This is a genomic window from Streptomyces sp. WY228 (assembly GCF_019287315.1).
Lineage (GTDB): Bacteria > Actinomycetota > Actinomycetes > Streptomycetales > Streptomycetaceae > Streptomyces > Streptomyces caviscabies.
This window is the reverse complement of sequence record NZ_CP079114.1, coordinates 5546335-5572283: the sequence shown is the minus strand read 5'-3', so window position 1 is coordinate 5572283 and position 25949 is coordinate 5546335. Positions and strand designations below refer to the sequence as shown.

The following is a 25949-nucleotide window of genomic DNA, read 5'->3' as shown; positions in this document are numbered from 1 at the left end:
GAGCTCGTGGGGCCGGCCCGTGGGGTCAGCGCGATCGGTAGGCCACATCCAGGTTGGGAATCTCGACGGAGGAGTGCAGGGTGACGCCGTCGGCCGGCTTGACGTGCTCGGCGATCAGAGCGAGTACGGCGTCCGCGAGGCGGATCTTGTTCGCGTCGGTACGCCCGTGGAGCAGGCCGATCTCGATGTGCAGCACCGCGCGGCCCTCGGTTACGGCGCCGACGACGAAGTCGTCCACCCGGCGGAAGCGGGTCTTGCAGGCCTCCAGCCGGGCGTCGACCGTGGAGACGACGAGCGGGTGCAGGGCGAGCGCGAAGGCCTGCCGGTCGAAGGCCCCGTCGAGCGCGCCGGAGTAGTCGACGGTGATCTGCGGCATGGCAGGCAACTCCTCGGAGAACGGAACGTGTTGGAAGATCCACCGGTACGGGTCGAACGGTAGCCGAACACGCGGCGAGTAGCCTCGGCTTTCCGACGGGCAACGAGTACGGAGGCCAGGCTGTGCGCAGCGCGCGTGTGACACCCGGTGGCGACCGGATCCGGTGGGTCGAACTGCCGGGCACGGACCCTTCCCGCGTCTACGTACACGGGCTCGGCGCCACATCGCCCGCCTACTTCACGGAGAGCGCGGTCCACCCTCTGCTGGCGGGGCGCCGCTCCCTGCTGATCGACATGCTCGGCTTCGGCATCAGCGACCGCCCGGTCGACTTCGGCTACACACTGGAGGCGCACGCCGACGCGCTCGCCGCGGCGATGGAGGCGGCCGGCGTGACAGGGGCCGAGCTGGTCGCGCACAGCATGGGCGGCTCGGTGGCCATCGTCCTGGCGACCCGGCACCCGCACCTGGTCTCCCGGCTCGTCCTGGTGGACGCCAACCTCGACCCGCTGGTCCCCGCCCCGGGCCCGGGAAGCGCGGGCATCGCCGCCTTCACGGAGAAGGAGTTCCTGGCGGGCGGCTGGCAGGAGGTACGCGACGCCGCCGGCGCCCACTGGTGGTCCACGATGCGCCTGGCCGGCCGGGAGGCGCTGCACCGCAGCGCGGTACACCTCGTACGCGACACCGACCCGTCCCTGCGAACGCTGCTCACGGAGCTGAAGATCCCGCGCACGTACATGCTGCCCGAGAGCGACGGCCCGCTCCGCGGAGCGGAGCTGCTGGAAGCGGCAGGCGTGAGGGTGGTACCGATCCCGGACTGCGGGCACAACATCATGCTGGACAACCCGGAGGCTTTCGCGCGCGCGACGGCAAGGGCGCTGGCGGGCTGACCGGGCGTCGACCGGCCGACGGGGCGACGCCGCGGGCACGGACGGGGACAGGGAACAACCGGGAGCGAAAGAGGCAACAGGCAACACCGCCGAACCCTGATTCTCCCGGCACGCGTCGTGCCAGACTCACTTTCGGATGCGGATCGGAACCACGCCGTCACACCGGGTGCTCGCCGTCGGGCTTCTTGCCGACCGGTGATCGCCGGACGACGGCTCCCGTGAGAGCGGACGACTCTCGTGGCCACCGTTCAAGAGGAGGTTGATGATGAGCACGAATTTACGTTTCGGCCCGGAGCTTCGCCGATTACGAGTAGAGGCGGGGCTGACTCTGACCGAGTTCTCCGTCGCGCTCACCTACGACAAGGGGCACCTCAGCAAGGTCGAGCGCGGGGAGCGTTCCGCGTCCCCCGAACTGGCCCGGCGGTGCGATGCCTTCCTCGGCGCGGACGGAGAACTGCAGCGCCTGGTCCCGCGTTCCGAGGCCGACCCGGGCGCCGCCGAACCTCCCGCCGGTCCGAGCCGCTGGAGCGTCGGGCGCCGGGCGGTCCTCTCAGCGGGTACGGGAGCGCTGATCGATCTCGGCCTGAATCTCGGCAGTCGGGAGGTTTCCTCCACCGACACTCCCCTCCTGCTCTCCTTCCGCATGCAGTTCGACCAGCTGCGGATACTCGGCCAGTCCACTGCGCCCAGGGCCCTGCTGCCTCTGCTGGAGACGCAGACCCGCATGATCACCGGGCTGGCCGCCGACGCCCAGCACGTATCCCGCGCCCCCGCACTCCTGCTCGCCTCTCGGTTCGCGGAGTTCACCGGCTGGATGGCCCAGGAGGCCGGGGACGGCGACGCGGCACTCGGCTGGACGGGCGAGGCCGCCGAACTGGCGCGCGCCGGGGGCGACCCGTACCTCGGTTCCTACGCACTGGTGCGGCGTGCCCTGGTCACGATGTACGGCGGGGACGCGGCCGGCACCGTCGCCCTGGCCCGCCGCGCTCAGAGCAGCGAACTCCCGCCGCGCATCCGGGGGCTCGCGGCCCAGCGGGAGGCCCAGGGGCACGCTCTGGTGGGCAACGAAGTCAGCTGCCTCCGCAGCCTCGACAGGGCGCGGGAACTGCTTGCCGCCGACGACGCGCACAACGGCGAGCCCGTGATCGGTACCTCCCATGTGAGCGATCCGGCGGCGATGTCGACCGGCTGGTGCCTGCACGACCTCGGCCGCCCCAAGGCCGCCGCCGAGGTGCTCGACCGGGAGTACCGCCGTCTCCCGCCGCACGCGCTGCGTACCCGCGCCCGGTACGGATTCCGCCGGTCCTTGGCCCATGCCGCTTCCGGGGAGGTCGAGCACGCATGCGAGATCGCCGGGGATCTCCTGGGCATGATGCCGGCCGTGCCCTCAGCGACGGTGAACAGCGACGTCCGGCGTCTGGCACGGGAACTCTCCCGGTTCCGGAGCAGCCGCGCGGTACGTGATCTGCAGCCCGCGCTGGCACGCGTACTCGCCCCCGCGCACGACTGACCGGCGCTCCACGGCCGACGCGGATTCGAGCCGCCCGGCCCGCCGGGCCCCCGGGTCCCTCTGGCCCTCCGGATTTCACGGCCTCCGGCACAACCCTCTGACCACCGCTCGACGCGTCGCGCCGCGCGCCCTGCTTCTTCGGGTTGCCCGCGACCGGTGACGTATCGGCGGCGGCCCTCCATCCACACACCCTCGCGTGGATGCGCCATGCCATCCACACGGTCAGAGCCCCACGGCTCGGGCGGACCGGAACCCCGGCCCACAGCCCCGCGCCCGTTCACCCGTCCTCCTTCACGAAGGGAACCTTCATGCCCGACGTCTTCGTCAACTACCGCACAGGCGACGAGGAGTCCGCAGCGACCATGATCGCTCGGGAACTCGCCCGTCGGTTCGGCGACGAGCGGATCTTCTTCGCCAGCAACTCGATCGAACCCGGACACCGTTTCCCGGTGGAACTGGTCCGGGCGGTGGAGGAGTGCGAGGCCCTCCTCGCCGTGATCGGCCCGCGCTGGGCGGAGGTGCGGGGTGCCGACGGCCGTCCCGCCCTCGAGGCCGAGCAGGATTGGACCCGTCGCGAGATCCAGACCGCACTCGACCGCGGAGTTCTGGTGATCCCCGTGCTCGTCGGAAAAGCCACGAGGATCGACCGCGCCGTCCTTCCGGACGATCTGCTGGAACTGGCGGACTGCCAGTACAGGCGGTTCGATCACCGCAACGCCGGGTCGGACCTGACGGCACTCGGCGACACCCTCGCCCGGCTCCTGCCCGAGCTGGGCGCGGTGGACCGGGACGCCCGCGCGGTGCGGGAGCGGGCGGAGGCGAAGTCCCGTAAGAAGCCGACCCGGGACACCGGAACCGCCAGGATGCGGACGCGCGATGTCGAGCAGCGCGTACGCGGCGGCATCGGCAACCTCAACGGAGACCTGTCCGGCACCTTCGTCAACGAGCCGCAGGGGCCGGTGAACACCGGCGCGGGCCATCAGTACAACGCACCTCACTTCGAGGGCGACAACACCGGGGTCCAGTTCACGGCGGGCGACAACAGCGGTACGGTCCACCAGCGCTTCGAGCGCGAGCGCCGCCCCTCGGACGACGGACGATGACCGAGCAGGACCGCGTCACCGTCAACGATCCGCGCGGCCCGGTGAACAACGGTGACGGGCACCAGTACGTCTTCTATGGGGCCGGCACGGACTGGATGATCCGCAAAGGCGTCGCGTCTCTCCGGATCACCCGCGAGGACAGGGTGCGGCTGGCCGACCGGTTCGCTCCGCCGATGGGCTACCGCGAGGCCGCCGACCGGTTGGAGAAGCCCGGATCCGTGGTGCTGCTGGGAGGGCCGCCCGGCTGCGGCCGCCGCGCCGCGGCGATCATGCTGCTGCACGGGTTCGGCGAGGACGGGGGTACCGACGAGGAGGGCATCCGGTTCGAGGAGCTTCCTGCCACGGGCACGGACGAGAGCCCTCTCGTTCCCGGGACGGGAGACCGTTTCCTCCTCGACCTCTCCGGGATCGTCGACGAGGAGGCGTACGACCACGCCCAGCGCCGTCTGGCCGTGCGCCGGTCACAGGTCCAGGAAGCGGGGGCCCACATGGTCGTCGTCCTGCCGTCGGGGATGGAGCACGCCCACCCGCCGGACCTCGACCCGCACACGGTGAGACTGGGACGCCCCAGGGGCGTCGCCGTCGTCACCCGGTACCTCCGCATGGACGGGATGCCCTTCCGCCCCGCGGATCTGGGGAGCCCGGACCTCCAGCACCTGTGCGACCGGTCTCCCATGCGGGAACTGGCGCGACTCGCGGGGCTGGTGAGGGCCGCTCGCGACAGCGGCCGGTTCGGCACCGACTTCGCCGGATGGCTCGACCAGGCGATGCACGCGGTGACCGACCGTGCCGGCGAGGTGGGCCGGCAGGTGGCCGCCGTCCGCACCGCACCCGAGCGGGCTCTGCTGCTCGCGACGGCGATGTTCGAGGAAGCCCCCGCCGACACCGTCTACGAGGCGTGGCACGGTCTGATGAAGACGGTGAGGCACAAGGAGGAAGCGACGACCGAGCTCGCGCGGAAGGACTTCGGAGAGCGGCTGGCAGGACTCGGGATCGAGCGGGATCCGGATGGACGGCTCCGCTTCGACCGGCTTGCCTACGCCGACGCGGTACGAACGTACTTCTGGGCGAACTTCCCCGGGGTACGCGATGACCTCCGGGACTGGATCGGCCGCGCCGCCGGGCTGCGCGGTCTGACCACGGACGACCGGGTGAACGTCGTCGTCCGCTTCGGCGAGCGAGCCCTGGCCGTCGAGCGGCCCGACCACCTCTTCGACCTCGTGGTGCGCTGGGCGGACCGCACGACCGGAACGCCCTGCGATCCGCGAGCCGTGGCGGCCCTCGAACTCGGTCTCGGCCACGAGAGATCCGGGGGGTGGTTTCGCAAGCGGATGTACGAGTGCGTCGCGAGATCCGGCTCCTTGTCGGACGGTCTCGCCCGCGTCCTGACCACGGCATGCGTCCAGAGCCTCAGCACGACGCACCCGGATCAGGCGGTAGTACGACTCCACTATCTCGCCGTACGGCAGGGGGAAGCGGGGCGCGAGGCCCGGGAGGCGCTTCTCGGCCTCGCCGGTCGCGACCGGCGGCTCTACCGGCTGCTGATCGACCGCCTACGGGACCGGGCGCGTCGGGAGCCGCGCGAGGCCGATCCTCATCTTCAGTTGCTCACCGAGCTGTTGAGGAACGGCCGAGCACCGGACCCGCCGCCGTGGCCGGACCTGTTCCTGGGCTGGGAGGCGGTGTTCTCCCAGCCGCCGACACCGCTCTGGAACCCGCTGGTGAGCAGCTGGCTGGACACCGTGGCGGACGACAGCACCCAGAAGATGGCGCTGGACGTGATGGTCGGGGCGACGCGCGGCCGTGCGGCCGCCCTCCACCGCCTCTACGCCATCGCCTGCGACTGGGCGGGGTCCACGCACCACCCGTCCCGCGCGGCGGTCGCCGCCCTCTTCTGGCACCACATCGACCACGTGCAGTACGGCCGTACGGAGCGTACGACCGCCGGACCACGGACCACGGAAGAGGCACGATGAGACACCGCTTTTCCAGCTTGTTGTTCGTCGCTCTCTGCGGCCTCACACCGGCTGTGCTCGGCAACGTCCTGCACTGGTCGGCGTGGCTGTGGGGCTTCATGTCCATGGTCACGGCCTCGGGCTCCCTGCTGCTCGTGATGTCGGTGCTCAGCAGTGGGCGCCCGTCGACCGACCCGTACGAGCCCGGGGAGCCCGAGCCGCCCGCGTCACCGGTGGAGCAGCCGTACCAGGAGACACAGGTGATCGACGCGGCGCTGCCGAGCGCGCTGGACGGCTACGACTTCCTCTTCTCGGCAACCGTTTGGTGGAAGCCGTTTCCGGATCACGCCGGCCGGTCCGACGACGCCTCCCCGGCCCTCGCCGTCTCCTCGGTCGTCAGCCGGGCCCGCGAGGTCGTCCGCCACGAGGAACCCGGCCGGGCCAACTTCGCGCAGTACCTCCTGGACGGGGAGTTGGGCATCCTGCTCCCGGACCGGAACGAACGCGTGAAAGCCCTGGCGGCCGACGTGAAGCTGACCCTCGCTCCCGCGGACCGCGACCGTCTGCGGAAGCTGAACGATCTCCGCAAGGACGAGGAGATCTGGGAGTACGAGCGCGAACACGAACGCAACAAGCGGCGCTACCTCGGGGACGACGTGCTCAAGAGTGCGGGCAGCGCGGTGGTGTGGTGGCTGGCCCGTCATGAGAACGAGATCGAGAAGGCGGTCCACATGATCGGCCCGCTCGCCCAGATCGCGGCGGCGGCCAACGACGAGGAGGTGCCTGAACTCTTCCGCCACCTGCTCGTTCCGCCCGCGGGCAGGCAGCTGTGGGACGAGGGGGGACCGGGAGACGAGATGTTCGACCGCGAGGAGGAAGTGGGGGTCGCGGATCGGCTGCGCCTGTTGCTGACGGCTGCGGGCCTCAAACCGGACATGGACGGCTACACGGTGCTCGTACACCGGGTGATGCGGTCTCTGCAGGCAGAGGGGCTGGACGAGGCCGCCGAGGAGATCAGGCGGTCCTTCGGCCTCGCCCCCGACGAGGCACCGGAAGACGAGCCTCCGAACGCGGGGAACAGCACGGGCCCCTGGCCGCCCCGCTCCCCCGCCCCTGAGGGCCCGTCATTCACCGATACGGACGCGGATCCGGACGCCGAGGCGGGCGGAGAGACGTTCACACCCTGGGCGGCGGAGGGCGGCTCGGCCGAAGGGTCCGGCGGCCCGTGGCAGAGGGACGGGGAAACCATGACGTCCCACCACCTCTGGGACCCCTCGCACAGCCCGCACCGGCCCGCCGAACCTCGTACCCGGGACGAGGACAGGGTCTGATCCGGCAGACGGTCCGCTCTCCGGGGCTCCCCTCGCCGCACGCAGCGGCAGGGGAGCCACACGGGACTCCACCACAACCACTCACAGCGGCCAAGCGGTCAGCACCTCACCGCGACTCGCCGTACGGAAAAGAACAGGGGTCCGACCCCTGAGTGTCGGACCCCTTCTGACCTGCATGCTTCTCGGTCAGCACGGCGGCACTGCTTCGCCCGCTCAGACGTTGAAGCGGGATTCCACGACAAGGCCCTGACCTGCGGAAATGCGGGCGCATCCCAGCACCATCCCAGCACGGGCGCCACGACAAAGGACAAGAAGATCCAATGGCGCCGAGACTACGCCGCTGGATGCGAGCTGCGCGGCATTCCACCCGATGTAATAGTCCCTGTACTAGACTGGCCCCATGAAGTCACACCGCCCCGGCGGCACGGAGAACATCTCCGTCTCGATGCCCTCGGAACTCCTCGGTGCTCTGCGTACGCGCACGGGTAAGCGCGGTGTGTCCGCCTACGTGACCGCAGCGGTCCGGCACCAGCTGGCGATGGACGGCCTCGCCGAGATCGTGGCCGCCTACGAAGCCGAGCACGAACCGCTGAGCGAGGCCGAAGTCCAAGCCGCACAGCACGAACTGTTCGGTGACGCACCGGCTCCGTACGCGTCCGGCGACAGCGCCGCATGAAGGAGCCCGCGGCCAGGTCCCTGGTGCTCGACTCCCAAGCGCTGTCGCTGCTGCTGCGCAATGACCGCCAGATGATCACCCGGATCGAGGCCGCCCGGCGAGTAGGCGTACCCGTCCTCGTGTCGGCCCTGACGGTGGTGGAAGCTGTCTACGGGAAGACGGATACCGCCCGGCTGCACTGGATTCTCTCCCGTCTTCAGGACCAGGACGTCACCCAGGCGGACAGCCTCACCGCGGTACAGCTGCTGAGCGACGCCGGCGGCCTGCACGGCCACAAGTACGCCATCGACGCTCTCGTGGCCGCGATGGCGCTCCGCGCCCCGGCACCCGTGCTCGTACTGACCTCGGACCGCGACAACTGGTCGAAACTGTGCGGCGACCGCGTACAGATCAAGGACGTCTGAGCGCGCCGAGGAGAAGCAGGCCGCCCGCGAGCGGGCCGAGCAGTTCGACATGCCGCCGCTCGAAGGCCCCGAGAAGGCGCTCGCCTGCGGCGAGCGCTCCCGGCACCAGCTCGTCACCGCCGCGTACAACGCGCTGGTGAGTGAAGGCTTCTCCGTCAAGTCTTGCGTGTTGAGTTGAGGGCCGACCGGGCCTGTCGCGACTGTTCTGACCCACGTGAACCTGTACAGCAGGTTCGAACTCGACATGAAAAACCAGCTCAATGGCCGCCGTGGCCAATCCTCGGATGGAGCCCTTTCGCGGAAATCGGCTACGGCCTCGACTAAGGCCATCGGCTCCCGGACCACAACAACGATGCGGATCGCCCCTGGTGGCCGTGTCCCTGAGACGTTCAGCGCCAGTTCACGGCCATAGGGGCGCCCTTACTTGACAACGTTGACCCTGCGTAGGGCGGCATGCGCGGCCCAGTAGCCTGACATGCCGTGTGCGCCGGCTCCTGGGGGCGTGGCGGCCGAGCAGATGAAGATCCCGTCGGCCCCGGTGGCATAGGGGTGCAGAGTGACGCGGGGACGGAAGACGAGCTGCAACGGGTCGTTGGAACCCGACACGATGTCGCCGCCGACGTAGTTGGCGTTCTTGCGGGACATTGCGGTGGTGCTGCACACGGCCGTGCCACGGATGCGGTCGCGGAAGCCGGGCGCGAAGCGTTCGATCTGGGCGACGATTGCCTCCGTCGCGTCCCCGGTGTAGCCGGCCGGCACGTGGGCGTAGGTGTAGAACGGGTGCACACCGTCGGCGGACCGCGACGGATCGGCGACGTACTGCTGCGCGGCCAGGACGAATGGCCGGTCCGGCATGCGGCCACGGGCGACAGACGCTTCGGCTGACGCGATCTCCTCGAACGTTCCACCGACGTGCACCGTGCCGGCTTGTCGGCTCGGCTCGTGCGTCCACGGCACACCGCCCTCGACGGCGAAGTCGACCTTGAAGACGCCCGGGCCGTGGCGGTAGGCACGGTACGCGCGCGCGACGTGCCGTGGGAGCCGGTCGCCGATGATGTCGGCCGCGGCGCCGGGGGCGGTGTCGAGCATGACGACATCGACGGGTCCAAGCTCGTCGACGCTGGTGACGGTGCGGCCGGTCTCGAACAGCACGCCCCGCTGCTTCGCCGCGGCGATCATCGCCGTGGAGATGGCGGCTGAGCCGCCCACGGCGGCACCCCAGCCGTAGCGGTGGGCGGCGGTGCCGAGCGCTACGCCGATTGCCGAGGACGCGAGGGTGTCGAGCGGGCGGAAGGCGTGCGCGGCGAGTCCGGCGAGCAGAGCGCGGGCCTTGTCCTGGTGCCAGCGCCGGGCCAGGAGCGAGGCGGGCTGCCCGGCGTACAGCCCGAAACGGGCGAGGTGGAGCGGATGCCTGGGGACGTGGAGCACCGGCTGGAGGAACTCGTCGGCGATCGTGTCGAACCGGTCATCCAACGACCCGAACACGCGGGTCCAGGTGCGGCCGTCGCGCTCGCCGAGGCCGCGGCCGGTCTTCTCGATGGATCGGTAGGCGGCGGCGCCGCGTCCGTGGTCGAGCGGGTGGGAGTACTGCACGGGCGGCTCCGCCCACGACAAGCCGTGCTCGGCCAGGTCAAACGCCTTGGAGAACCGGGTGGCGATCGCCAGGGGGTGGATCGCGGCGCACAGGTCGTGGACGAGTCCGGGGAGGGTCAGTTCCGCCGAGCGCGTACCGCCCCCCAGGGTGTCGGCGGCCTCCATGACGCGCACGCGAATCCCGGCGTCGACCAGGACGAGGGCGGCTGCGAGGCCGTTGGGACCGCTCCCGACGACGACAGCGCTCGTCACGGCGTTTCCTCGTCCCGGCCCATGGCCGAGGTGCTCGTCAGCGCGAGGGTGGTGCGCAGTCGCGGTTTGTCGAACTTGCCGACGGGGTTCTTCGGCACCTCGTCGACGAAGATCACGGAGGTCGGCAGCTTGAACTTGGCGATCCGGTGCGTCAGGAACGCGACGAGTTCGTCCTCGTCGAGGGACGTGCCGTTCTTGAGGGCGACGAATGCGATGGGCTCCTCGCCCATGACGGGGTGGGGGCGGCCGATGACTGCGGCTTCGAGGACGGCGGGGTGTGCGTGGAGGGCCTGCTCGATCTCCTGGGGGTAGATGTTCTCGCCACCGCGGATGATCATGTCTTTGATCCGGTCGACGATCCGCAGGTAGCCGTCCTCGTCGAGGACACCGACGTCGCCGGTGTGCAGCCAGCCGTCTTTGAGGGCCTGGGCGGTCTCCTGGGGCCTGTTGAGGTAGCCGCGCATCACGGTGGGGCCCTGGATGACGATCTCGCCGCGCTCGCCGGGCGGCATCAGGGTGCCGTCGGGGGCCATGACGGCGACCGTCTGGCCGGGGAGGGCGACGCCGACGGTGCCGGGCTTGCGGACGCCGTTCAGCGGGTTGCTCATTGAGGCGCAGGTGCCCTCGGAGAGCCCGTAGCCCTCGATGAGCACCACGCCGAAGCGTTCCTCGATCCGCCCGATCAGTGCGGCCGGCATCGGGGCCGCTCCGCAGGCGACGAAGCGCAGCGAGCTGGTGTCCGGCTCAATCTGTGCAGGTAGGTTCGCGAGCAATGTGTAGATCGCCGGAACTGCGGAGAAGTAGGTGGGACGCGCGGTCTCCAGCGTCGTGAGGAAGGTCTGCGGGTTGAAGCGGCCGGCGATGGTCGCCTGCCCGCCCGCGCGCAGGGGCGACAGCACGCTGACCACGATGCCGTTCACGTGGAAGAGTGGCAGGATCAGCAGGCTGTGGTCACGCTCGTCGAGCGACAGCGCCTCGACCATGGTTCCCGTCATGGCGTCGAGGTTGGCGTGGGTGAGCTCGACGCCCTTGGGGCGTCCGGTGGTGCCGCTCGTGTAGACGAGAAGGGCCAGGTCGTCGAGGTCCGGTTCGGCCGGGCCCGCGTCGACTGCTGCATCGGGCGTGGTGAGGTCTTCGGGTGAGAGTGTCGTGACGCCCTCCAGCGCAAGGTCGTCGTGAGTGACAAGCACGTGTGAGCCGGAGTCGGCGACCTGGTAGCCGACCTCGCCGCGGGCCAGGGCGGGGTTCACCGGTGTGACGGCGGCGCCGAGGCGCCAGGCGGCGAAGAGCGCGACCACGAGGTCCGTCCCGTTCGGCAGTCGGACCGCGACCACCGTGCCGCGCGTCCCCCCGTGTGCCGCCAGCACGCGGGACGCGGCCTCGACTCGTGCCGCGAATGCCTGATTGGTGAGCGTGCCGACGGTCTCGTCGGACAGGCACGGGCCGTCGGGCCGGGCGTCGGCGCGCAGGGAGGGAAGAGATGCGAAGTGCATGGGGCGTCCTTCGAGGAGAGGGGAACGGCCAACGAGGGGTCAGACGGGTGTCTCGTCGGGACGGCTCGGGCTCACGTCGAGGGTCCGCTGGCGGTGGTAGCCGGGGGCGGTCCAGGTGACGCTCAGCGGGACGGGACCGCCTGGCAGCCACGGCTGCTCCGCCACGCAGTCGGCGACCTTCCACGTCCCGCGCTCGACAACGCCCAGAGCGGCGTCGATCACCTGATACTGCTGGATGCGCCGGTGGATGGGCTGGGACTCGACCCAGACCACGACCAGGTCCCCGGGCTCAAGGCCGAGGCGCTTTTGCACGGCCGCGACGAGGCGGGCGTCATGCATGTGGCCGTCGCCGAAGTTGAAGCCGAGGATGCTGTTGCACACGAACTCGCCCTCACGGACGGTGCGTGTCTCGATATCGGCGAGGTGCGTGTACAAAAGGGAGAACAAGCCGCGCCCCTGGCTGTGCATCGAGCGCCAGGCAAGCGACTTCTGCAACGTCATCTCGGCATCGTCGCGCTCGTAGGGAGTCGGGAGCATGCGCTGCAGCTGGTCGATCTGGTTCTCCACGCCGGGCAGCTCATTGAGCCGCTCCTCCACGCCGGGCTTCATCGCCCACACCGCCGAGGCCCAGTTCCCCGCGTACTGGCGCATGGAAGGCAGGAAGGAGACGAGATCGGGACGCAGATTGCCCAGAACCGGCCCGAACATCAGCAGCGCGAAGACCGGGACGAGCAGCAGCGGCTCGGAGAAGTTCCAGACGGTGTACGTGCCGGGATCGAACCCGACCCACAACACGATCGCGATGAACCCGAAGAAGACATTCCACTCCAGCGGGACAGCGATCGGGAACGTCGAGGCGATGAAGATGTGGAAGGCCAGCATGCACAGCGCGCCGATCAGCGCCACGGTCGCGCTCGTGGTGAGCAGCAGGGTGATCGGGATGATGATCTCGACGGCGGTGCCGCCGGCGTGCGCCATGAAGTAGGCCACGCGGGAGGGACGCAGATCATTCGGGGCGTCCCGGTAGTGCAGACGCTTGACGGCTCGTCCTGGCATGGCAGGGCTGTTGGAGACCATCGGCGGCACGACGTTCTCGAAGTGCGCGCCGAACTTGGACACGCCGGCGCCGATCCACACGACGCAGATGACGATCTTGAACACCACGACCAGGTCGACGAAGTCCGCGGCGGCGCCGATGGTCCCCAGCAGCGCGGAGAACAACATGATCGGCAGGTACTGCTCGGACCGGCCGGCCAGGAAGACGACCTTGTCACGCAGGCCCATAAGGGGCATGAGGGCGAGAACGGGGATGAAGTAGTGCGGCGCGATGAGTTCCTGCGCGCCGGTGCCCGCCGGAAGGAACTTGCTCGGCACAGGCTCGGCGTGCGCGGCCAGCGGGTAGACGAGGCTGGCGAGCACGCCGACGTAGAGCGCGACGTCGAACCAGGTGCGCTCGTCGCCGCCGGTGAGTGGCACGCGGCTGCCCCAGGGCGCCATGCGGATGGTGCCGGGGCGGATCCAGTACCGGATGTTGCCGATCATCGGGCGGAAGTGGCCGCACAGGGGGCCGAACGCGCCGCCGAGCCCGATCACCTCAAGCAGCATCAGCCACACGGCGAGCTTCTGGTACACGACGATGTTGTGGTACCAGGAGCCGATGTCGGTGAACTCGATCCCGGAGGTCGCCGACGCGATCCAGATGCCGACACCGAAATAGAGGCCGAGCATCTTGAGGGTGTAGACGATGCTCAGCACGCGCGGTGTACCGAACCCGTCGTCGACCCAGTGGGCGCTGAGGATGCGAACACGCTCGCGCAGGGCAAGCCCCAGGAACGCCGCCGGCTCGACCGGCTGCGGCGACGGTTTGATGAAGCCCATAGGTGCTCCTCGCAGTGGTGGTCCGGGCGGCACGCATCGGCCGCCGCCCCGCCGGGGTTGGCGCGCCATCGGCTTTCAAGGCCGCGTCACGCGAACCGGACCCACGGACTTTAAGGACTCGGCGAGACCTGGGACACTGTGCCCGCGAACCAAAAGAGTTGGCCGGGATTGGTTTCCGTGCGGGGTCTCTCGCGCAAGAGCCCGCCGCGCTCCTGTACCCGGGGACCGACGCACGGCGAAAGGGCGACCATGGATTCCTCGACGGACCGCGAGGAGATCGCCCGCCGTGCGACCGCCCGCGTCGCGGACATCGCCTCAGCCACCAGCGCGCAGCTCGACGACGTGGCGCGCGAACTGCAGGTCGAACTCGCCCAGTCGATCTCGGAGCTTCGCGGAGACCCTCTGATGCTCGACCTGCTCTACGCGAGTGTGGAGAGCAACGTGAAGACCTTTTTCCACGTCACGCAGTACGGAGTCCCCATCGACACGGTCGAGGCGCCGTGGCCGGCCATCGAGTACGCGCGACGTCTTGCGCAGCGTGAGATCTCCTCGAACGCTCTGCTGCGCGCCTACCGACTCGGTCACCGGCGCGCCCTTGATTGGGTGGCCGGGGAACTGGCCGGCGTCGAGCCGGACGGCAGGGTCTCCTTCGCGGCGTTGCAGATGCTCCAGGACGCCGCCTTCGCCTACATCGATCGGGTTTCCGAACAGGTCGTGGAGGAGTACGAGACCGAGCGGGAGCGGTGGCTGACCAATCGCAGCACGATCCGCATGGCCACGCTCAGCGCGCTCCTGGCCGCAGACGAGGTGGACGTGGCCACGGCGGAGCAGGTACTTGGCTACCGACTCCGCCATGACCACCTCGGACTTGTCCTCTGGGCGGACGAACGGATGGCCTCGATGGGCCCGCTGGAGCGTCTCGGGCAGCTGACCAGCGCGATAGCCCAGGAAGTTGGTTCGGAGTCGGCACCGCTGTTCGTCCCGCAGGACCGCTTGCTCGGCTGGGGCTGGGTGCCCCTGCGCACAAGGGCGAGTATCGACCTCGACCGCCTGGCCCGAGTCCTTGGTGAGGCGGGGGACGAGGTGAAGGCGGCGATCGGCTCGGTCGGCACGGGACTCGCAGGCTTCCGTGCGACACACCGCCAAGCGTTGCAAGCTCACCAGGTCGCCGTCATCGGAGCCGATCAGGCCCATCAGATCACCTCGTTCACCGCCCCCGGAGTCCGGGCAGCCGCGATCCTCGCAGGCGACCTCACCAATGCCCGCGACCTCGTCACATCGATGCTCGGCGGACTCGCGCAGGACGACGAAAGTGTCGAGCGCTTGCGGGAGACCCTCACCGTCTTCCTTCAGGAGAACCAGAGCTTTGTCGCGACCGCGGCGAGGGTCCATCTGCACAAGAACACGGTCAAGTACCGGGTGGACAAGGCAGTGCAGCTGCGGGGGCGACCGATCGACGAGGACCGGTTCGACCTAGAACTCGCGCTCGCCGCATGCCGCTGGCTCGGCCCCGCCGTGCTCACCCGAACTCTGTGATCTCCACCGGATCCCCGCACGGCAGAGAACACACTGGTCCACGACCACGGCACGAGCTGCACTTTTTGGTGTGTCCGACCAACGACTTCTTCTTCGCCACCAACGAGTCTGGGCGCCTTGCCACGAAGGCAACCACGCCGTGCACCGCAAGGATCACCGCACCGCCTATGGCGCGGTGCCGGCGCGGCGACCGCAGGAGCAGCGCGCGAGGGCGCGAGAGCCGGCGCCCGCAGATCAGCACCATCTATCGCCTTGAACGTCACTCAAGACGATATGCCGAGACGAGGAGAGCACCATGGCCGAGCCGTTCAACGGCACGTTCACGACGTCGGAGGAGTGGTTCGACTCCAGCGGCAACCGCTGCGCTGCGCGCCTCTACCGACCCACCGCCGCAGATCGGCCACTGCCCGTCGTCGTGATGGCCCACGGCTTCGGATCGGTACGTGCGCTGCGGCTCTACGCCTACGCGGAGCGCTTCGCCGCCGCCGGATACGCCGTCGTGGTCTTCGACTACCGCAACTTCGGAGACAGCGAGGGGGAGCCGCGCCAGGTTCTGGACATCGCGATGCAGCACGAGGACTGGCGCGCCGCCCTTGACTACGCCAGGTCGCTCGAGGGGGTCGACCCCACCCGAGTCGTGGCGTGGGGGACATCGTTCGCCGGCGGCCACGTCATCACCATCGCCGGGCAAGGAGAGCCCCTCGCCGCTGTCATCGCTCAGGTCCCGCACGTCAGCGGCCCGGCAGCGGTGAGGTCGACCGGCCTGCGGCCCGCTCTCAGGCTCGCCGTGCCCGGGATTCGTGACACGATCGCGGCCCTGCTCGGTCGCGAACCTGTGTACGTCAACAGCGTCGACCGTCCCGGCCAGACCGCGATGATGAGTTCGCCGGACGCCTATCCAGGCATGCACACGCTCCTGCGCGAATCGGGGCTGAAGGAGGACGCCTACCCCCACACCGTGGCAGCCCGCATCGCGGTCAGGATTGGCCTCTACTCACCGCAGCGCTGGGCCGGGAAGATCAAGTGCCCGGTACTCGTCCAGATCGTCGCGCAAGACGCGATCACTCCCAAGCGCGTCGCCGAACGCGCAGCAGGCAAGATGCGGCACGCCACCGTCCGCGTCTACGAGGGTGGCCACTTTGATCCTTATGTCGAGCCCTTGTTCGACACCGTCATGGCGGACCAGATCGAGTTCCTGCGCCACCACGTCCCTTCTCTGCCAAAGGAACCCGAATAAACTCCGCCCCCAAACAGCTCTATATAGGCGGAGTCCTATGACCGCACTCACCATCCTTTTCCTGGCGCGCACCCGTCGGCGGCACCCTCTGACACAATCACTCCCTGCACATTCGGCGCATAAGGTGGTGTCCCTTTGACCGAAGGACGCGCCGACGTACGCGCGCATGATCCGGGCCGATCACGCCCGGCGCACGCTGCTCATGTACGCCGACCGCCTCACCCACACCTCCGCCGACATCACCTTGCCAAACCCGGCTGCCACCACCCTGGCCCAGGCCGACAACGCTCGCGCAGTCCCTAGACACACTCGCCGGGCAGTCCGCCCCACACCCCGGTTCCCTGCCGCGCACCGTGGTGCCGGGCACCCCCAGCGGCCGCCGCCGTGAGGAAGCCCGCGACGAGGAACGCTTCCTCCTCGCCACGCTACTGCGCACCCGGCAGAGCTGAAGGACACGCGCCGGCTGCAGCCCGACGACTACACGCTGCCCCTGCACGCCACCCTCTGGCCGTGCCTGACCACCCTGGGCCCACAACGGGGAACCCGTGGACCCCGTCACCGTGCTCTGGGAAGCCCAGCACCGCGGGCTCCTCGCCGACGGACTAGACCCCGGCGACCTCATCGCCCTGGTCTCCACTCCCGTCGGCTCACCCGAATACTGGGGGGAGCGAGTCCTTCAACGCGCTCCGGCACCCGTGCCCCGCTTGTACTCCACGATCGCGGGCGCACCGTTCTCGTCGAGACCCAGCGAGTCGATAAGCCCGCCGTCGACGCAGTCGATCATGTACTCGCTCGCGAGGAACGTGACGCCCAGCATCGTCTGAATGTGCGCCTCGACGAGGTCCTGCACGTCTGCCTCGACAGCAGCAAGGCGCGGCGTGACCTCAGCCACGCCGCTATTCGTCGTGTGGAACATCTTCAGCCCCGACACCTTCCCCTCCTCGGCCAGGAGATCCACAACGTCGGGCGGGTGCAGATTTGCTTCCGGACGGGGGCCACGGAGCCATGAAGAAACAGTGGAGATGACACCTCTCCCTGCTCACCCGCCGCACCAGGCAACGCACTGTCCGAAACCCAGCACGGGCGTTCCCATCCCATCCCAGCACGATCCCAGCACGGGAAAAAATAGGGGCCCGACCCCGAAGAGCCGGCCCCTCTCCGACCTGGACGTTTGCCAGATCAGCGACGTGGTGATGTGTCAGCCGCTACACGTTGAAGCGGAACTCCACCACGTCCCCGTCCTGCATCACGTACTCCTTGCCCTCCATGCGGGCCTTGCCCTTGGCGCGGGCCTCGGCGACCGAGCCGGTTTCCACCAGGTCGTCGAAGGAGACGATCTCCGCCTTGATGAAGCCCTTCTGGAAGTCGGTGTGGATCACACCGGCCGCCTCGGGGGCCGTGGCGCCCTTCTTGATGGTCCAGGCGCGGGCTTCCTTCGGGCCTGCCGTGAGGTAGGTCTGGAGGCCCAGGGTCTCGAAGCCGACGCGGCCGAGGGTGGCGAGGCCGGGCTCTTCCTGGCCCATGGACTGGAGCAGTTCGAGGGCCTCGTCGTCGTCGAGCTCGATCAGCTCGGACTCGATCTTGGCGTTCAGGAAGATGGCCTCGGCGGGGGCGACCAGGGCGCGCTGCTCGTTCTTGAAGTCCTCGTCGACCAGTTCGTCCTCGTCGACGTTGAAGACGTACAGAAAGGGCTTGGTGGTGAGGAGGTGCAGCTCGTGGAGGAGCTTGCCCTTTTCGGTGCCCGCCGTGATGCCCGCGGCGAACAGGGTCTGGCCCGTCTCCAGGATCTGCTTCGCCTCCTCGACCGCGGCGAGGACCGCGACCTTCTCCTTCTGGAGGCGGGACTCCTTCGTCAGGCGCGGGACGGCCTTCTCGACGGACTGGAGGTCCGCGAGGATCAGCTCGGTGTTGATCGTCTCGATGTCGTCCTTCGGCGAGACCTTGCCGTCGACGTGCACGACGTTCTCGTCCTTGAAGGCCCGGATGACCTGGCAGATCGCGTCGGACTCGCGGATGTTCGCGAGGAACTTGTTGCCCAGGCCCTCGCCCTCCGAAGCGCCCCGGACGATGCCGGCGATGTCGACGAAGTCCACCGTCGCCGGGAGGAGCCGCTGGGAGCCGAAGATCTCCGCGAGCTTGTTCAGGCGCGGGTCCGGGACGCCGACCACGCCGACGTTCGGCTCGATCGTGGCGAACGGGTAGTTGGCCGCCAGCACGTCGTTCTTGGTCAAGGCGTTGAACAGGGTCGACTTGCCGACATTCGGCAGACCGACGATTCCGATCGTGAGCGACACTTTGGCGACTTCCTGGAGTGAGGCGGGGAGGGCAGGGAGCAGAGGGCCTCCGGGCCGGCTCGGCCGTTGGGGGCCGGGGGCTCGGAGTGGACCGATTCTCCAGTCTACGGGCCTGCCCGGTCCGACTCCCGCCGGTCCGGGCAGGCCGGCACCCGGACCGCTCCTACCGGGCCGACCCGTGCGGCTTTTCGGCCGTGTGACATCGAACGCAACCCCAAGGTCGGCCAAAGCGCGTGTCCAACGCCTGATTCCCCGCCCTCCGCGACCTACGTTGTGCAGGTGGAGCAGCACAGGACACGACCCCCGCAGCGCAGGCAGCCCCCGCAGGCCGCGCCCGCCCCGCCCGCGCCGGGTGGCATGCCCGGCGAGAGTTCCGCCGTGTACCGGGTGCGGGTGCGCAGCGTGCCGCCCGTGGTCCTCGCGCTGCGGCGGTTCCCCAACCCCCGGCTCACCGGGATCGGGGCCGGGCTGTTCGCCGCGCTCACGATGTTCGTACTGGCCTGTGTCGACCGGCTGCTGTTCGACAGTTCGGAGCTCGTCTACGGGCTGCTCTTCCTGCCCGTCAGCGCGCTGACGGCGCTCTGGGTCCGGCCCGCCGATCTGGTCACCGCCCCGATCAGCGTGCCCATCGCCTTCGCCGTCGGAGTGTTTCCGATCTCCGGGGGGTCGGAAGGGCTCGGCGGGCAGATCATGGGGCTCGTCACCGCTCTCGCCGTGCACGCCGGCTGGCTGTACGGCGGAACGCTGGTCGCGGGCCTCATCGCCTCCGTACGCAAGGTGCGGCAGATGCGGGCCCGGCGGCGGTACGTCCTGGCCCAGGGGGCCAAGGGATCCCAGGGGGCCAAGACGCCCCAGGGGTCCCTGGGGCGTGGTGCCGCCCCGGGGCGCGCGCCCCGGGGCGCGGCAACCGCATCCTCGACTGCGAAGCCCGTACGGGCCGGGGCGGGCACGACAGCCGCAGCCCGTCGCCCTCAGCGGCCCTGAAATCTGTCGGCTCCGCCCCGGCCCGGCCGGCCGCCCCGCTCAGCCCTTGCCGTGCCCCGTGTCCGCCGCCGCCATCGCCGCGCCCACGATGCCCGCGTTGTTCTGGAGCTGGGCCGGGACGATCTCGGCCCGGACCTTCTCGATCAGCGGCAGGAACTTCTCCGCCTTGCGGCTCACCCCGCCGCCGATGATGAACAGCTCCGGCGAGAACAGCATCTCCACGTGCAGCAGATACTTCTGGACCCGGTGCGCCCAGTGCTGCCAGCTGAGGTCCTCGTCCTCCTTGGCCTTCGTGGAGGCGTGCTTCTCCGCGTCGTGGCCGTGCAGCTCCAGGTGGCCCAGCTCGGTGTTGGGGACGAGCCGGCCGTCGGTGAAGACCGCGCTGCCGATGCCCGTGCCGAACGTCAGCAGGATGACCGTGCCCGTACGGCCCTTGCCCGCGCCGAAGGTCATCTCGGCGACCCCGGCCGCGTCCGCGTCGTTCAGGATGGTGACGGGCTGACCGATCCGCTCCCCCAGCAGGGTGCGGGCGTCCGTGTCGACCCACCCCTTGTCGACGTTGGCCGCGGTGCGGGTGATGCCGTCCGTGACGACCCCGGGGAAGGTGATGCCGACGGGGCCCGACCAGCCGAAATGGCCGACGACCTCGGCCACGCCGTCGGCCACGCCCTTCGGCGTGGCCGGATGCGGTGTCAGCACTTTGTGGCGCTCCTGCGCCAGGTCTCCGCGGTCCAGGTCCACGGGAGCACCCTTGATCCCTGATCCGCCGATATCCACACCGAAGATCTCCATGGAACCCACGGTACGGGCAGGCCGGGCCCCTTGCGCGGCTACTCGGCGGAAAGGGCGGCGGCCTCGGCGCGCAGGTCGCGGCGGAGCTCCTTGGGGAGCGAGAAGGTGATCGACTCGTCGGCCGTCTTCACCGTCTCCACGTCCGCGTAACCCCGCTCGCCGAGCCATTCCAGGACCTCGTCGACCAGGACGTCGGGAACGGAGGCGCCCGAGGTCAGACCGACCGTGGTCACACCCTCCAGCCAGGCCTCGTCGATCTCGCTCGCGAAGTCGACCAGGTGGGCGGCGGGGGCTCCGGCGTCCAGGGCGACCTCGACCATGCGGATGGAGTTCGAGGAGTTCTTGGAGCCGACCACGATGACCAGCTCGGCGTCCTCGGCCAGCTTCTTCACCGCGATCTGGCGGTTCTGCGTGGCGTAGCAGATGTCGTCGCTGGGCGGCGAGAGGAGGTTGGGGAACTTCTCCTTGATGGCGTCGACCGTCTGCATCGTCTCGTCGACGGACAGGGTGGTCTGGGAGAGCCAGACGACCTTCGACTCGTCGCGGACCTCGACGTTCGCCACGTCCTCGGGGCCGTCGACCAGGGTGATGTGGTCGGGGGCCTCGCCGGAGGTGCCGATGACCTCCTCGTGACCCTCATGGCCGATCAGGAGGATGTCGTAGTCCTCCTTGGCGTACCGGACGGCTTCCTTGTGGACCTTGGTGACCAGCGGGCAGGTCGCGTCGATGGTGGCGAGCTTGCGCTCGGCCGCCTCCGCGTGGACGGTGGGCGCGACTCCGTGCGCGGAGAACATCACGATGGAGCCCTCGGGCACCTCCGCGGTGACGTCCACGAAGATCGCGCCCTTCTTCTCCAGGGTCTGCACGACGTACTTGTTGTGCACGATCTCGTGGCGGACGTAGATCGGGGCCCCGTACTGCTCCAGGGCCTTCTCGACGGCGATCACGGCACGGTCCACGCCCGCGCAGTAGCCACGGGGAGCGGCGAGCAGGACACGGCGGGCAGGCATTGCAGTCATGTGTCCCATCGTAAGGCCGTGCCGAACGGGCGCGCGGGCCGTCGGGTCGGGAGACTGGTCGCGGTGCGCGTGTGAAGCGTGGCGGACGGTGATGGAGGGGCGATGGCTTCGGTGTCGGAGAGCGGGTCGGGCAGCGGTTCGGGCAGTGGTTCGGGCGGCGGCCCGGGTGGTGGCCCGGGTGGTGGTTCGGGAAGCAGTGCGGAAGAAGGGAAGCTGCGGCGGACACTGGGGTTCCGGGATCTGGTCGTCTACGGGCTCCTCTTCATCGCCCCGATGGCCCCCGTCGGGGTGTTCGGCACCCTGGACGCGAAGTCCAACGGGGCGGTCGCGCTGGTCTATGTGGTGGCCACGGTGGTGATGGCCTTCACCGCCTTCAGTTACGCCCAGATGGTGCGGGTCGCCCCGTTCGCCGGTTCGGTCTTCACCTATGCCCGCAAAGGGCTCGGGGAAGGGCCGGGGTTCATCGCCGGATGGATGGCCATGCTCGACTACCTCCTGATCCCGGCCGTCGCCTATCTCTTCTCCGGGATCGCGATGAACGCGCTGGTCCCCGAGGTCTCGCGGTGGGTGTGGACCGCCATCGCGGTGCTCGTGACCACCCTGCTCAACCTGTGGGGCGTACGGGCGGCCGCCCGGGTCGGATTCGCGGTGCTGGCCATGGAGATCGTGGTGCTGCTGGCCTTCGTGGTCTCGGCCGTGGTCGTCCTCGTACGGGACGGGGCGCAGCGTGGCTGGCTGACGCCGCTGACCGGGGACACCGGGTTCTCCATGGCGGCGGTGCTGGGGGCCGTGTCGATCGCCGTGCTCTCCTATCTGGGCTTCGACGCCATCGCCTCGTTCGCCGAGGAGGTGACGGGCGGCTCGCAGAAGGTGGCGCGGGCGGTGCTGTTCTGCCTGGTGCTGGCCGGTGTCCTGTTCGTGGCGCAGTCGTATCTGGCGGCGCTGCTGGAGCCGGTGAGTTCGGCGGAGCTGGCGGCGGACCCGGCGGCGCAGGGGTCGGCGTTCTACGACGCGGTGGACGCCTCGGTGGGGACCTGGCTGCACGATCTGGTGGCGGTGAGCAAGGCCATCGGGGCGGCGTTCGCCGCGCTGGCGGGGCAGGCCGCGGCCGGGCGGCTGGTCTTCGCGATGGCCCGGGAGCGGCGGCTGCCGCACCTGCTGGCGAAGGTCGACCCGAAGTCGGGCGTGCCGCGGGTGGCGATCCTGGGCGCGGCGGTCGTGACGCTGGTGGCCGCCGTGTGGGCGGCCCGGCGCGACGACGGCCTGGACCATCTGGTCTCCGTGGTGGACATCGGCGCGCTGACGGCGTTCGTGCTGCTGCACGCGTCGGTGGTCGGCTGGTTCGTCGTACGCCGGATGGCGGGGCCGCCGGTGTGGTGGCGGCACGTCCTCGTGCCCGTGGTCGGCGCGGGCGTCCTGATCGCGGTCATCGTGGAGGCGACGGCCTCCGCCCAGGTGGTGGGCCTCTGCTGGCTCGCGGTGGGGCTCGTGGTGCTGGCGGTGCAGGGGACGGGGCGCCGGGGCGGGGCGGCGGGGCCGGGCGGACCCGGGCGGTGAGCCTCCGGGTCCGTGGCACCGCTGTCGCGCGGGGCGCGCGGGTCCGTGGCACCGCTGTCGCGCGGGGCGCGCGGGTCCGGTGCGGCTCGGCCGCGGTGCTCCGCGCGGGGCGGGTGCCCTGTCGGTGGCTGCCGATACGCTCGCCCGTATGGCTCTCAACACGTCCGCGGAAGCGCCGCTGCCCGTCGGTGAGGTGTCCCGGCTCATCGGCGGGTGGATCGACCGGCTCGGCGCGATCTGGGTCGAGGGGCAGATCACCCAGCTGTCGCGGCGGCCGGGGGCCGGGGTCGTCTTTCTGACGCTGCGCGATCCGTCCCACGACATCTCGGTGAGCGTGACCTGCTTCCGGCAGGTCTTCGACCGGATCGCCGACGTGGTCACGGAGGGCGCGCGCGTCGTCGTGCTGGCGAAGCCCGAGTGGTACGCGCCCCGGGGGCAGCTGTCGCTGCGGGCCACCGACATACGGCCGGTCGGCATCGGCGAGCTGCTGGTGCGGCTGGAGCAGCTGAAGAAGTCGCTCGCCGCCGAGGGGCTCTTCGCCCTGGACCGGAAGAAGCCGCTGCCCTTCCTGCCGCAGCTCATCGGGCTGGTCTGCGGGCGGGCGTCGGCCGCCGAGCGCGATGTCCTGGAGAACGCCCGCCGCCGCTGGCCCGCCGTGCGCTTCGAGGTCCGTAACACCGCCGTGCAGGGGGTGAACGCGGTCGCCCAGGTGGTGCAGGCGGTCGAAGAGCTGGACGCGCTGGCCGAAGTCGATGTGATCGTGGTGGCCCGGGGCGGCGGCAGCGTCGAGGATCTGCTGCCGTTCTCCGACGAGCAGCTGATCCGGACCGTGGCCGCCTGCCGTACGCCAGTGGTCTCCGCGATCGGCCACGAGCCGGACTCGCCGCTGCTGGACCTGGTCGCCGACCTGCGGGCCTCCACGCCCACGGACGCGGCGAAGAAGGTCGTCCCGGACGTGGGCGAGGAGCTGGAGCGGGTGCAGCAGCTGCGTGACCGGGCGCTGCGGACCGTACGGGGGCTGCTGGACCGGGAGGAGCGGGGGCTCGCGCACGCGCTGGGCCGCCCGGCGATGGAGCGGCCGCAGCGGCTGGTGGACGAGCGCGAGGCGGAGGTGGAGGCGCTGGTCGGGCGCAGCCGGCGGGTGCTGGGGCATCTGCTGGACCGGGCCGACTCCGAGCTGTCGCACACCCTCGCCCGGGTCGTCTCGTTGTCGCCCGCCGCCACGCTGGAGCGGGGGTACGCGGTGCTCCAGCGGCCCGACGGCCATGTGGTGCGCTCCCCCGACGAGGCCGGTGCGCCCGGCGAGCCGCTGCGGGCGCGGGTGGCGGAGGGCGAGTTCACGGTGCGGGTGGACCGGGGCGGGGACGGATGAGTCACCCCACCGGCGGCCGGGGCCGTGCCCACGAAGACGTAACAGCTCACATTTAGGGTGGATCACATGACGGACGACGGTACGGCGGCGGCTGCCGCCGCCACGGGCACGCTCGGGTACGAGCAGGCGCGCGACGAGCTGATCGAGGTCGTGCGCCGGCTGGAGGCGGGCGGCACGACGCTGGAGGAGTCGCTGGCCCTGTGGGAGCGGGGCGAGGAGCTGGCGAAGGTCTGCCGGCGCTGGCTGGAGGGCGCCCGCGCCCGGCTGGACGCGGCCCTGGCCCGCCCGGAGGATGCCGACGAGGGCTGAGCCGGGCTCTCGCGCGAGGAACACGAAGTAGCTGCACTGTGCACTGGATGTGCGATGGATCACTCGTCGGCCTATTTAGTTGAAAGTTAACCTATCTCTGGCGTACCTTCGGACTCTCCCCACCGCGTTCGTTCGGAAGGTTTGCACCAGATGTCCCTCGTTCTCGACCCCGCCGCCCAGGACCTCCTCTTCCGCGAGGCCCGCACCGCCAACACCTTCACCGACGAGCCGGTGACCGAAGAGCAGGTCCAGGCGATCTACGACCTGGTGAAGTTCGGCCCGACCGCCTTCAACCAGTCGCCGCTGCGTGTCGTCCTGGTCCGCTCCGCCGAGGGTCGCGAGCGCCTGGTGCAGCACATGGCCGAGGGCAACCGCCCGAAGACCGCCACCGCCCCGCTCGTCGCGATCCTGGCCGCCGACAACGAGTTCCACGAGGAGCTCCCGGCGCTGCTCCCGCACTTCCCGCAGGCCAAGGACATGTTCTTCTCGGAGCGCCCGGCCCGCGAGTCCGCCGCCGGTCTCAACGCCGCGCTGCAGGCCGCCTACTTCATCATCGGCGTCCGCGCCGCCGGTCTGGCCGCCGGCCCGATGACCGGCTACGACGCCGCGGGCATCCAGAAGGAGTTCCTGGACGGCGACCACACCCCGCTGATGGTCGTCAACATCGGCAAGCCGGGCGAGGACGCCTGGTTCCCGCGCAGCCCGCGCCTCTCCTTCGACGAGGTCGTCACCACCGTCTGAGCCGGGCCGCACGGCTCCCTCATACGCGAAGGGGCCCCGGAACACGTGGTGTTCCGGGGCCCCTTCGCGTATGCGTGTCCGGCCGGCCGGCCGTCGCGTCAGGAAGCCGGCGTCGCGGGCGGCGGCGTCGTCTTCAGCGCGGCGGCCATCGCGACCAGGCTCTCCTTCGGCGCCGAGCCGGTCACCACCGTGGTGTGCCCCTTCCCGGGCAGCACGAGGGCGTTGTACTTCTCGCCCTCCCAGACCTGCCACTCCCGGCCCGCCACCGTCTCGGTCCGCCCGGTGTCCTCGGCCTTCTGGCTGACCTCGGGAACGTACGTGCGCGCGGCGGCGGTGGACTGCTCGACCGCGACGTACTTGCGGTCCGCGTCCAGGAAGCCCAGGTGCCAGGCCTTGCCCTCGGCCTCGTCGTACCGGACGGAGGTCGCCTTCCACTTCTCCGGCAGACCCTCCGGCGCGGCCACCGGGTAGGGCGCGGCGGTGCGTACCGTCGCCAGCTCCACGGTGAAGTCGACCGCCTTGATCGGGTCGGCGTGCTCGTCCTTCGGGATGAAGAGGTAGATGACCCCCGCGCAGGCGGCGATCACCAAAGTCGACAGGAACATGTCCCGGACTGTCTGCTTGCCTCGCTTGCTTGCCACGGCATCCAT

At 70.0% G+C, this 25949-nt stretch carries 23 protein-coding genes and 1 pseudogene; 15 read left to right on the top strand and 9 right to left on the bottom strand.

Annotation, left to right across the window (positions count from 1 at the left end; genetic code table 11):
* Nucleotides 1-25: 25 nt before the first annotated feature.
* Entirely contained in the window at nt 26-376 is a 351-nt protein-coding gene (locus tag KV381_RS24530; RefSeq protein WP_030082721.1) for a 5-carboxymethyl-2-hydroxymuconate Delta-isomerase, read from the bottom strand.
* A 122-nt stretch (nt 377-498) separates the two neighbouring features.
* Here KV381_RS24530 and KV381_RS24525 point away from each other — a divergent pair, with 122 nt between their 5' ends.
* The 8 genes from KV381_RS24525 (at nt 499) to KV381_RS36680 (ending at nt 8420) form a co-directional block, all read left to right on the top strand.
* Nucleotides 499-1263: an alpha/beta fold hydrolase gene (locus KV381_RS24525; RefSeq protein WP_030082719.1), complete on the top strand. Its 765-nt coding sequence runs from the start codon at nt 499-501 to the stop codon at nt 1261-1263.
* Nucleotides 1264-1528: 265 nt separating this feature from the next.
* Complete coding sequence (locus KV381_RS24520) at nt 1529-2773, top strand: helix-turn-helix transcriptional regulator (RefSeq protein ID WP_030082717.1); 1245 nt, start codon at nt 1529-1531, stop codon at nt 2771-2773.
* Between the two features lie 308 nt (nt 2774-3081).
* The gene (locus tag KV381_RS24515; RefSeq protein ID WP_030082715.1) at nt 3082-3876 is read left to right on the top strand and encodes a toll/interleukin-1 receptor domain-containing protein; all 795 of its coding nucleotides are present in this window, start codon (nt 3082-3084) and stop codon (nt 3874-3876) included.
* Nucleotides 3873-5852, top strand: coding sequence for a hypothetical protein (locus KV381_RS24510; protein ID WP_218786274.1), 1980 nt, complete (start codon nt 3873-3875; stop codon nt 5850-5852). The genes KV381_RS24515 and KV381_RS24510 overlap by 4 nt, the downstream gene beginning before the upstream one ends.
* Nucleotides 5849-7162: a hypothetical protein gene (locus KV381_RS24505; RefSeq protein ID WP_030082712.1), complete on the top strand. Its 1314-nt coding sequence runs from the start codon at nt 5849-5851 to the stop codon at nt 7160-7162. Before KV381_RS24510 ends, KV381_RS24505 begins: the two co-directional genes overlap by 4 nt.
* 400 nt (nt 7163-7562) lie before the next feature.
* On the top strand, nt 7563-7838 hold the full coding sequence (locus tag KV381_RS24500; RefSeq protein WP_030082710.1) for a hypothetical protein: 276 nt from the start codon (nt 7563-7565) through the stop codon (nt 7836-7838).
* Complete coding sequence (locus tag KV381_RS24495; protein WP_030082708.1) at nt 7835-8242, top strand: PIN domain-containing protein; 408 nt, start codon at nt 7835-7837, stop codon at nt 8240-8242. Before KV381_RS24500 ends, KV381_RS24495 begins: the two co-directional genes overlap by 4 nt.
* A 49-nt stretch (nt 8243-8291) precedes the next feature.
* Nucleotides 8292-8420, top strand: coding sequence for a hypothetical protein (locus tag KV381_RS36680; protein WP_256995146.1), 129 nt, complete (start codon nt 8292-8294; stop codon nt 8418-8420).
* Between the two features lie 242 nt (nt 8421-8662).
* On the opposite strand, the gene KV381_RS24490 is transcribed toward KV381_RS36680, so the two are convergent.
* The 3 genes from KV381_RS24490 to KV381_RS24480 are packed head-to-tail and all read right to left on the bottom strand — an operon-like array spanning nt 8663 to nt 13458.
* Complete coding sequence (locus tag KV381_RS24490; protein ID WP_030082706.1) at nt 8663-10087, bottom strand: NAD(P)/FAD-dependent oxidoreductase; 1425 nt, start codon at nt 10085-10087, stop codon at nt 8663-8665.
* The gene (locus KV381_RS24485; RefSeq protein ID WP_030082704.1) at nt 10084-11580 is read right to left on the bottom strand and encodes a class I adenylate-forming enzyme family protein; all 1497 of its coding nucleotides are present in this window, start codon (nt 11578-11580) and stop codon (nt 10084-10086) included. The genes KV381_RS24490 and KV381_RS24485 overlap by 4 nt, the downstream gene beginning before the upstream one ends.
* 39 nt (nt 11581-11619) lie before the next feature.
* Nucleotides 11620-13458, bottom strand: coding sequence for a DUF3556 domain-containing protein (locus KV381_RS24480; protein ID WP_030082702.1), 1839 nt, complete (start codon nt 13456-13458; stop codon nt 11620-11622).
* Between the two features lie 249 nt (nt 13459-13707).
* Here KV381_RS24480 and KV381_RS24475 point away from each other — a divergent pair, with 249 nt between their 5' ends.
* Entirely contained in the window at nt 13708-14994 is a 1287-nt protein-coding gene (locus KV381_RS24475) for a CdaR family transcriptional regulator (RefSeq protein ID WP_050495675.1), read from the top strand.
* A gap of 271 nt (nt 14995-15265) precedes the next feature.
* The gene (locus tag KV381_RS24470; protein ID WP_373461213.1) at nt 15266-16231 is read left to right on the top strand and encodes an alpha/beta hydrolase; all 966 of its coding nucleotides are present in this window, start codon (nt 15266-15268) and stop codon (nt 16229-16231) included.
* A 685-nt stretch (nt 16232-16916) separates the two neighbouring features.
* On the opposite strand, the pseudogene KV381_RS24465 reads toward KV381_RS24470, so the two are convergent.
* Nucleotides 16917-17162 (bottom strand): annotated as a pseudogene (locus KV381_RS24465) (endonuclease NucS domain-containing protein); the annotation flags it as partial.
* A 274-nt stretch (nt 17163-17436) separates the two neighbouring features.
* The gene (gene ychF, locus KV381_RS24460; protein ID WP_030082694.1) at nt 17437-18525 is read right to left on the bottom strand and encodes a redox-regulated ATPase YchF; all 1089 of its coding nucleotides are present in this window, start codon (nt 18523-18525) and stop codon (nt 17437-17439) included.
* A gap of 378 nt (nt 18526-18903) precedes the next feature.
* Here ychF and KV381_RS24455 point away from each other — a divergent pair, with 378 nt between their 5' ends.
* Nucleotides 18904-19509: a DUF6542 domain-containing protein gene (locus tag KV381_RS24455; protein WP_218787289.1), complete on the top strand. Its 606-nt coding sequence runs from the start codon at nt 18904-18906 to the stop codon at nt 19507-19509.
* A gap of 39 nt (nt 19510-19548) precedes the next feature.
* Here the strand turns inward: KV381_RS24455 and ppgK are convergent, their stop codons facing one another.
* Together ppgK and KV381_RS24445 are read right to left on the bottom strand one after the other, a co-directional pair.
* Complete coding sequence (gene ppgK / locus KV381_RS24450; RefSeq protein WP_030082689.1) at nt 19549-20301, bottom strand: polyphosphate--glucose phosphotransferase; 753 nt, start codon at nt 20299-20301, stop codon at nt 19549-19551.
* 38 nt (nt 20302-20339) lie between these two features.
* Nucleotides 20340-21329, bottom strand: a complete 990-nt coding sequence (locus KV381_RS24445) for a 4-hydroxy-3-methylbut-2-enyl diphosphate reductase (protein ID WP_179889408.1) — start codon at nt 21327-21329, stop codon at nt 20340-20342.
* A 93-nt stretch (nt 21330-21422) separates the two neighbouring features.
* On the opposite strand from KV381_RS24445, the gene KV381_RS24440 reads away from it, so the two are divergent.
* The 4 genes from KV381_RS24440 (at nt 21423) to KV381_RS24425 (ending at nt 25299) form a co-directional block, all read left to right on the top strand.
* Entirely contained in the window at nt 21423-22877 is a 1455-nt protein-coding gene (locus KV381_RS24440; RefSeq protein ID WP_256995145.1) for an APC family permease, read from the top strand.
* Nucleotides 22878-23025: 148 nt separating this feature from the next.
* Nucleotides 23026-24249, top strand: coding sequence for an exodeoxyribonuclease VII large subunit (gene xseA, locus KV381_RS24435; protein ID WP_030082684.1), 1224 nt, complete (start codon nt 23026-23028; stop codon nt 24247-24249).
* Between the two features lie 66 nt (nt 24250-24315).
* Entirely contained in the window at nt 24316-24558 is a 243-nt protein-coding gene (locus KV381_RS24430; RefSeq protein ID WP_030630766.1) for an exodeoxyribonuclease VII small subunit, read from the top strand.
* A 150-nt stretch (nt 24559-24708) separates the two neighbouring features.
* On the top strand, nt 24709-25299 hold the full coding sequence (locus KV381_RS24425; protein ID WP_030082680.1) for a malonic semialdehyde reductase: 591 nt from the start codon (nt 24709-24711) through the stop codon (nt 25297-25299).
* A gap of 98 nt (nt 25300-25397) precedes the next feature.
* Here KV381_RS24425 and KV381_RS24420 read toward each other — a convergent pair whose 3' ends face one another.
* Nucleotides 25398-25949, bottom strand: a complete 552-nt coding sequence (locus KV381_RS24420) for a DUF4245 domain-containing protein (RefSeq protein WP_098024594.1) — start codon at nt 25947-25949, stop codon at nt 25398-25400.

Bases quoted from the DNA above. Each gene is read 5' to 3' on its own strand.
- KV381_RS24530 (WP_030082721.1), bottom strand. From the start codon at position 376: ATGCCGCAGATCACCGTCGACTACTCCGGCGCGCTCGACGGGGCCTTC.
- KV381_RS24520 (WP_030082717.1), top strand. From the start codon at position 1,529: ATGAGCACGAATTTACGTTTCGGCCCGGAGCTTCGCCGATTACGAGTA.
- KV381_RS24515 (WP_030082715.1), top strand. From the start codon at position 3,082: ATGCCCGACGTCTTCGTCAACTACCGCACAGGCGACGAGGAGTCCGCA.
- KV381_RS24510 (WP_218786274.1), top strand. From the start codon at position 3,873: ATGACCGAGCAGGACCGCGTCACCGTCAACGATCCGCGCGGCCCGGTG.
- KV381_RS24505 (WP_030082712.1), top strand. From the start codon at position 5,849: ATGAGACACCGCTTTTCCAGCTTGTTGTTCGTCGCTCTCTGCGGCCTC.
- KV381_RS24500 (WP_030082710.1), top strand. From the start codon at position 7,563: ATGAAGTCACACCGCCCCGGCGGCACGGAGAACATCTCCGTCTCGATG.
- KV381_RS24495 (WP_030082708.1), top strand. From the start codon at position 7,835: ATGAAGGAGCCCGCGGCCAGGTCCCTGGTGCTCGACTCCCAAGCGCTG.
- KV381_RS36680 (WP_256995146.1), top strand. From the start codon at position 8,292: ATGCCGCCGCTCGAAGGCCCCGAGAAGGCGCTCGCCTGCGGCGAGCGC.
- KV381_RS24485 (WP_030082704.1), bottom strand. From the start codon at position 11,580: ATGCACTTCGCATCTCTTCCCTCCCTGCGCGCCGACGCCCGGCCCGAC.
- KV381_RS24480 (WP_030082702.1), bottom strand. From the start codon at position 13,458: ATGGGCTTCATCAAACCGTCGCCGCAGCCGGTCGAGCCGGCGGCGTTC.
- KV381_RS24475 (WP_050495675.1), top strand. From the start codon at position 13,708: ATGGATTCCTCGACGGACCGCGAGGAGATCGCCCGCCGTGCGACCGCC.
- ppgK (WP_030082689.1), bottom strand. From the start codon at position 20,301: ATGGAGATCTTCGGTGTGGATATCGGCGGATCAGGGATCAAGGGTGCT.
- KV381_RS24445 (WP_179889408.1), bottom strand. From the start codon at position 21,329: ATGGGACACATGACTGCAATGCCTGCCCGCCGTGTCCTGCTCGCCGCT.
- KV381_RS24440 (WP_256995145.1), top strand. From the start codon at position 21,423: ATGGCTTCGGTGTCGGAGAGCGGGTCGGGCAGCGGTTCGGGCAGTGGT.
- xseA (WP_030082684.1), top strand. From the start codon at position 23,026: ATGGCTCTCAACACGTCCGCGGAAGCGCCGCTGCCCGTCGGTGAGGTG.
- KV381_RS24430 (WP_030630766.1), top strand. From the start codon at position 24,316: ATGACGGACGACGGTACGGCGGCGGCTGCCGCCGCCACGGGCACGCTC.
- KV381_RS24425 (WP_030082680.1), top strand. From the start codon at position 24,709: ATGTCCCTCGTTCTCGACCCCGCCGCCCAGGACCTCCTCTTCCGCGAG.
- KV381_RS24420 (WP_098024594.1), bottom strand. From the start codon at position 25,949: ATGGATGCCGTGGCAAGCAAGCGAGGCAAGCAGACAGTCCGGGACATG.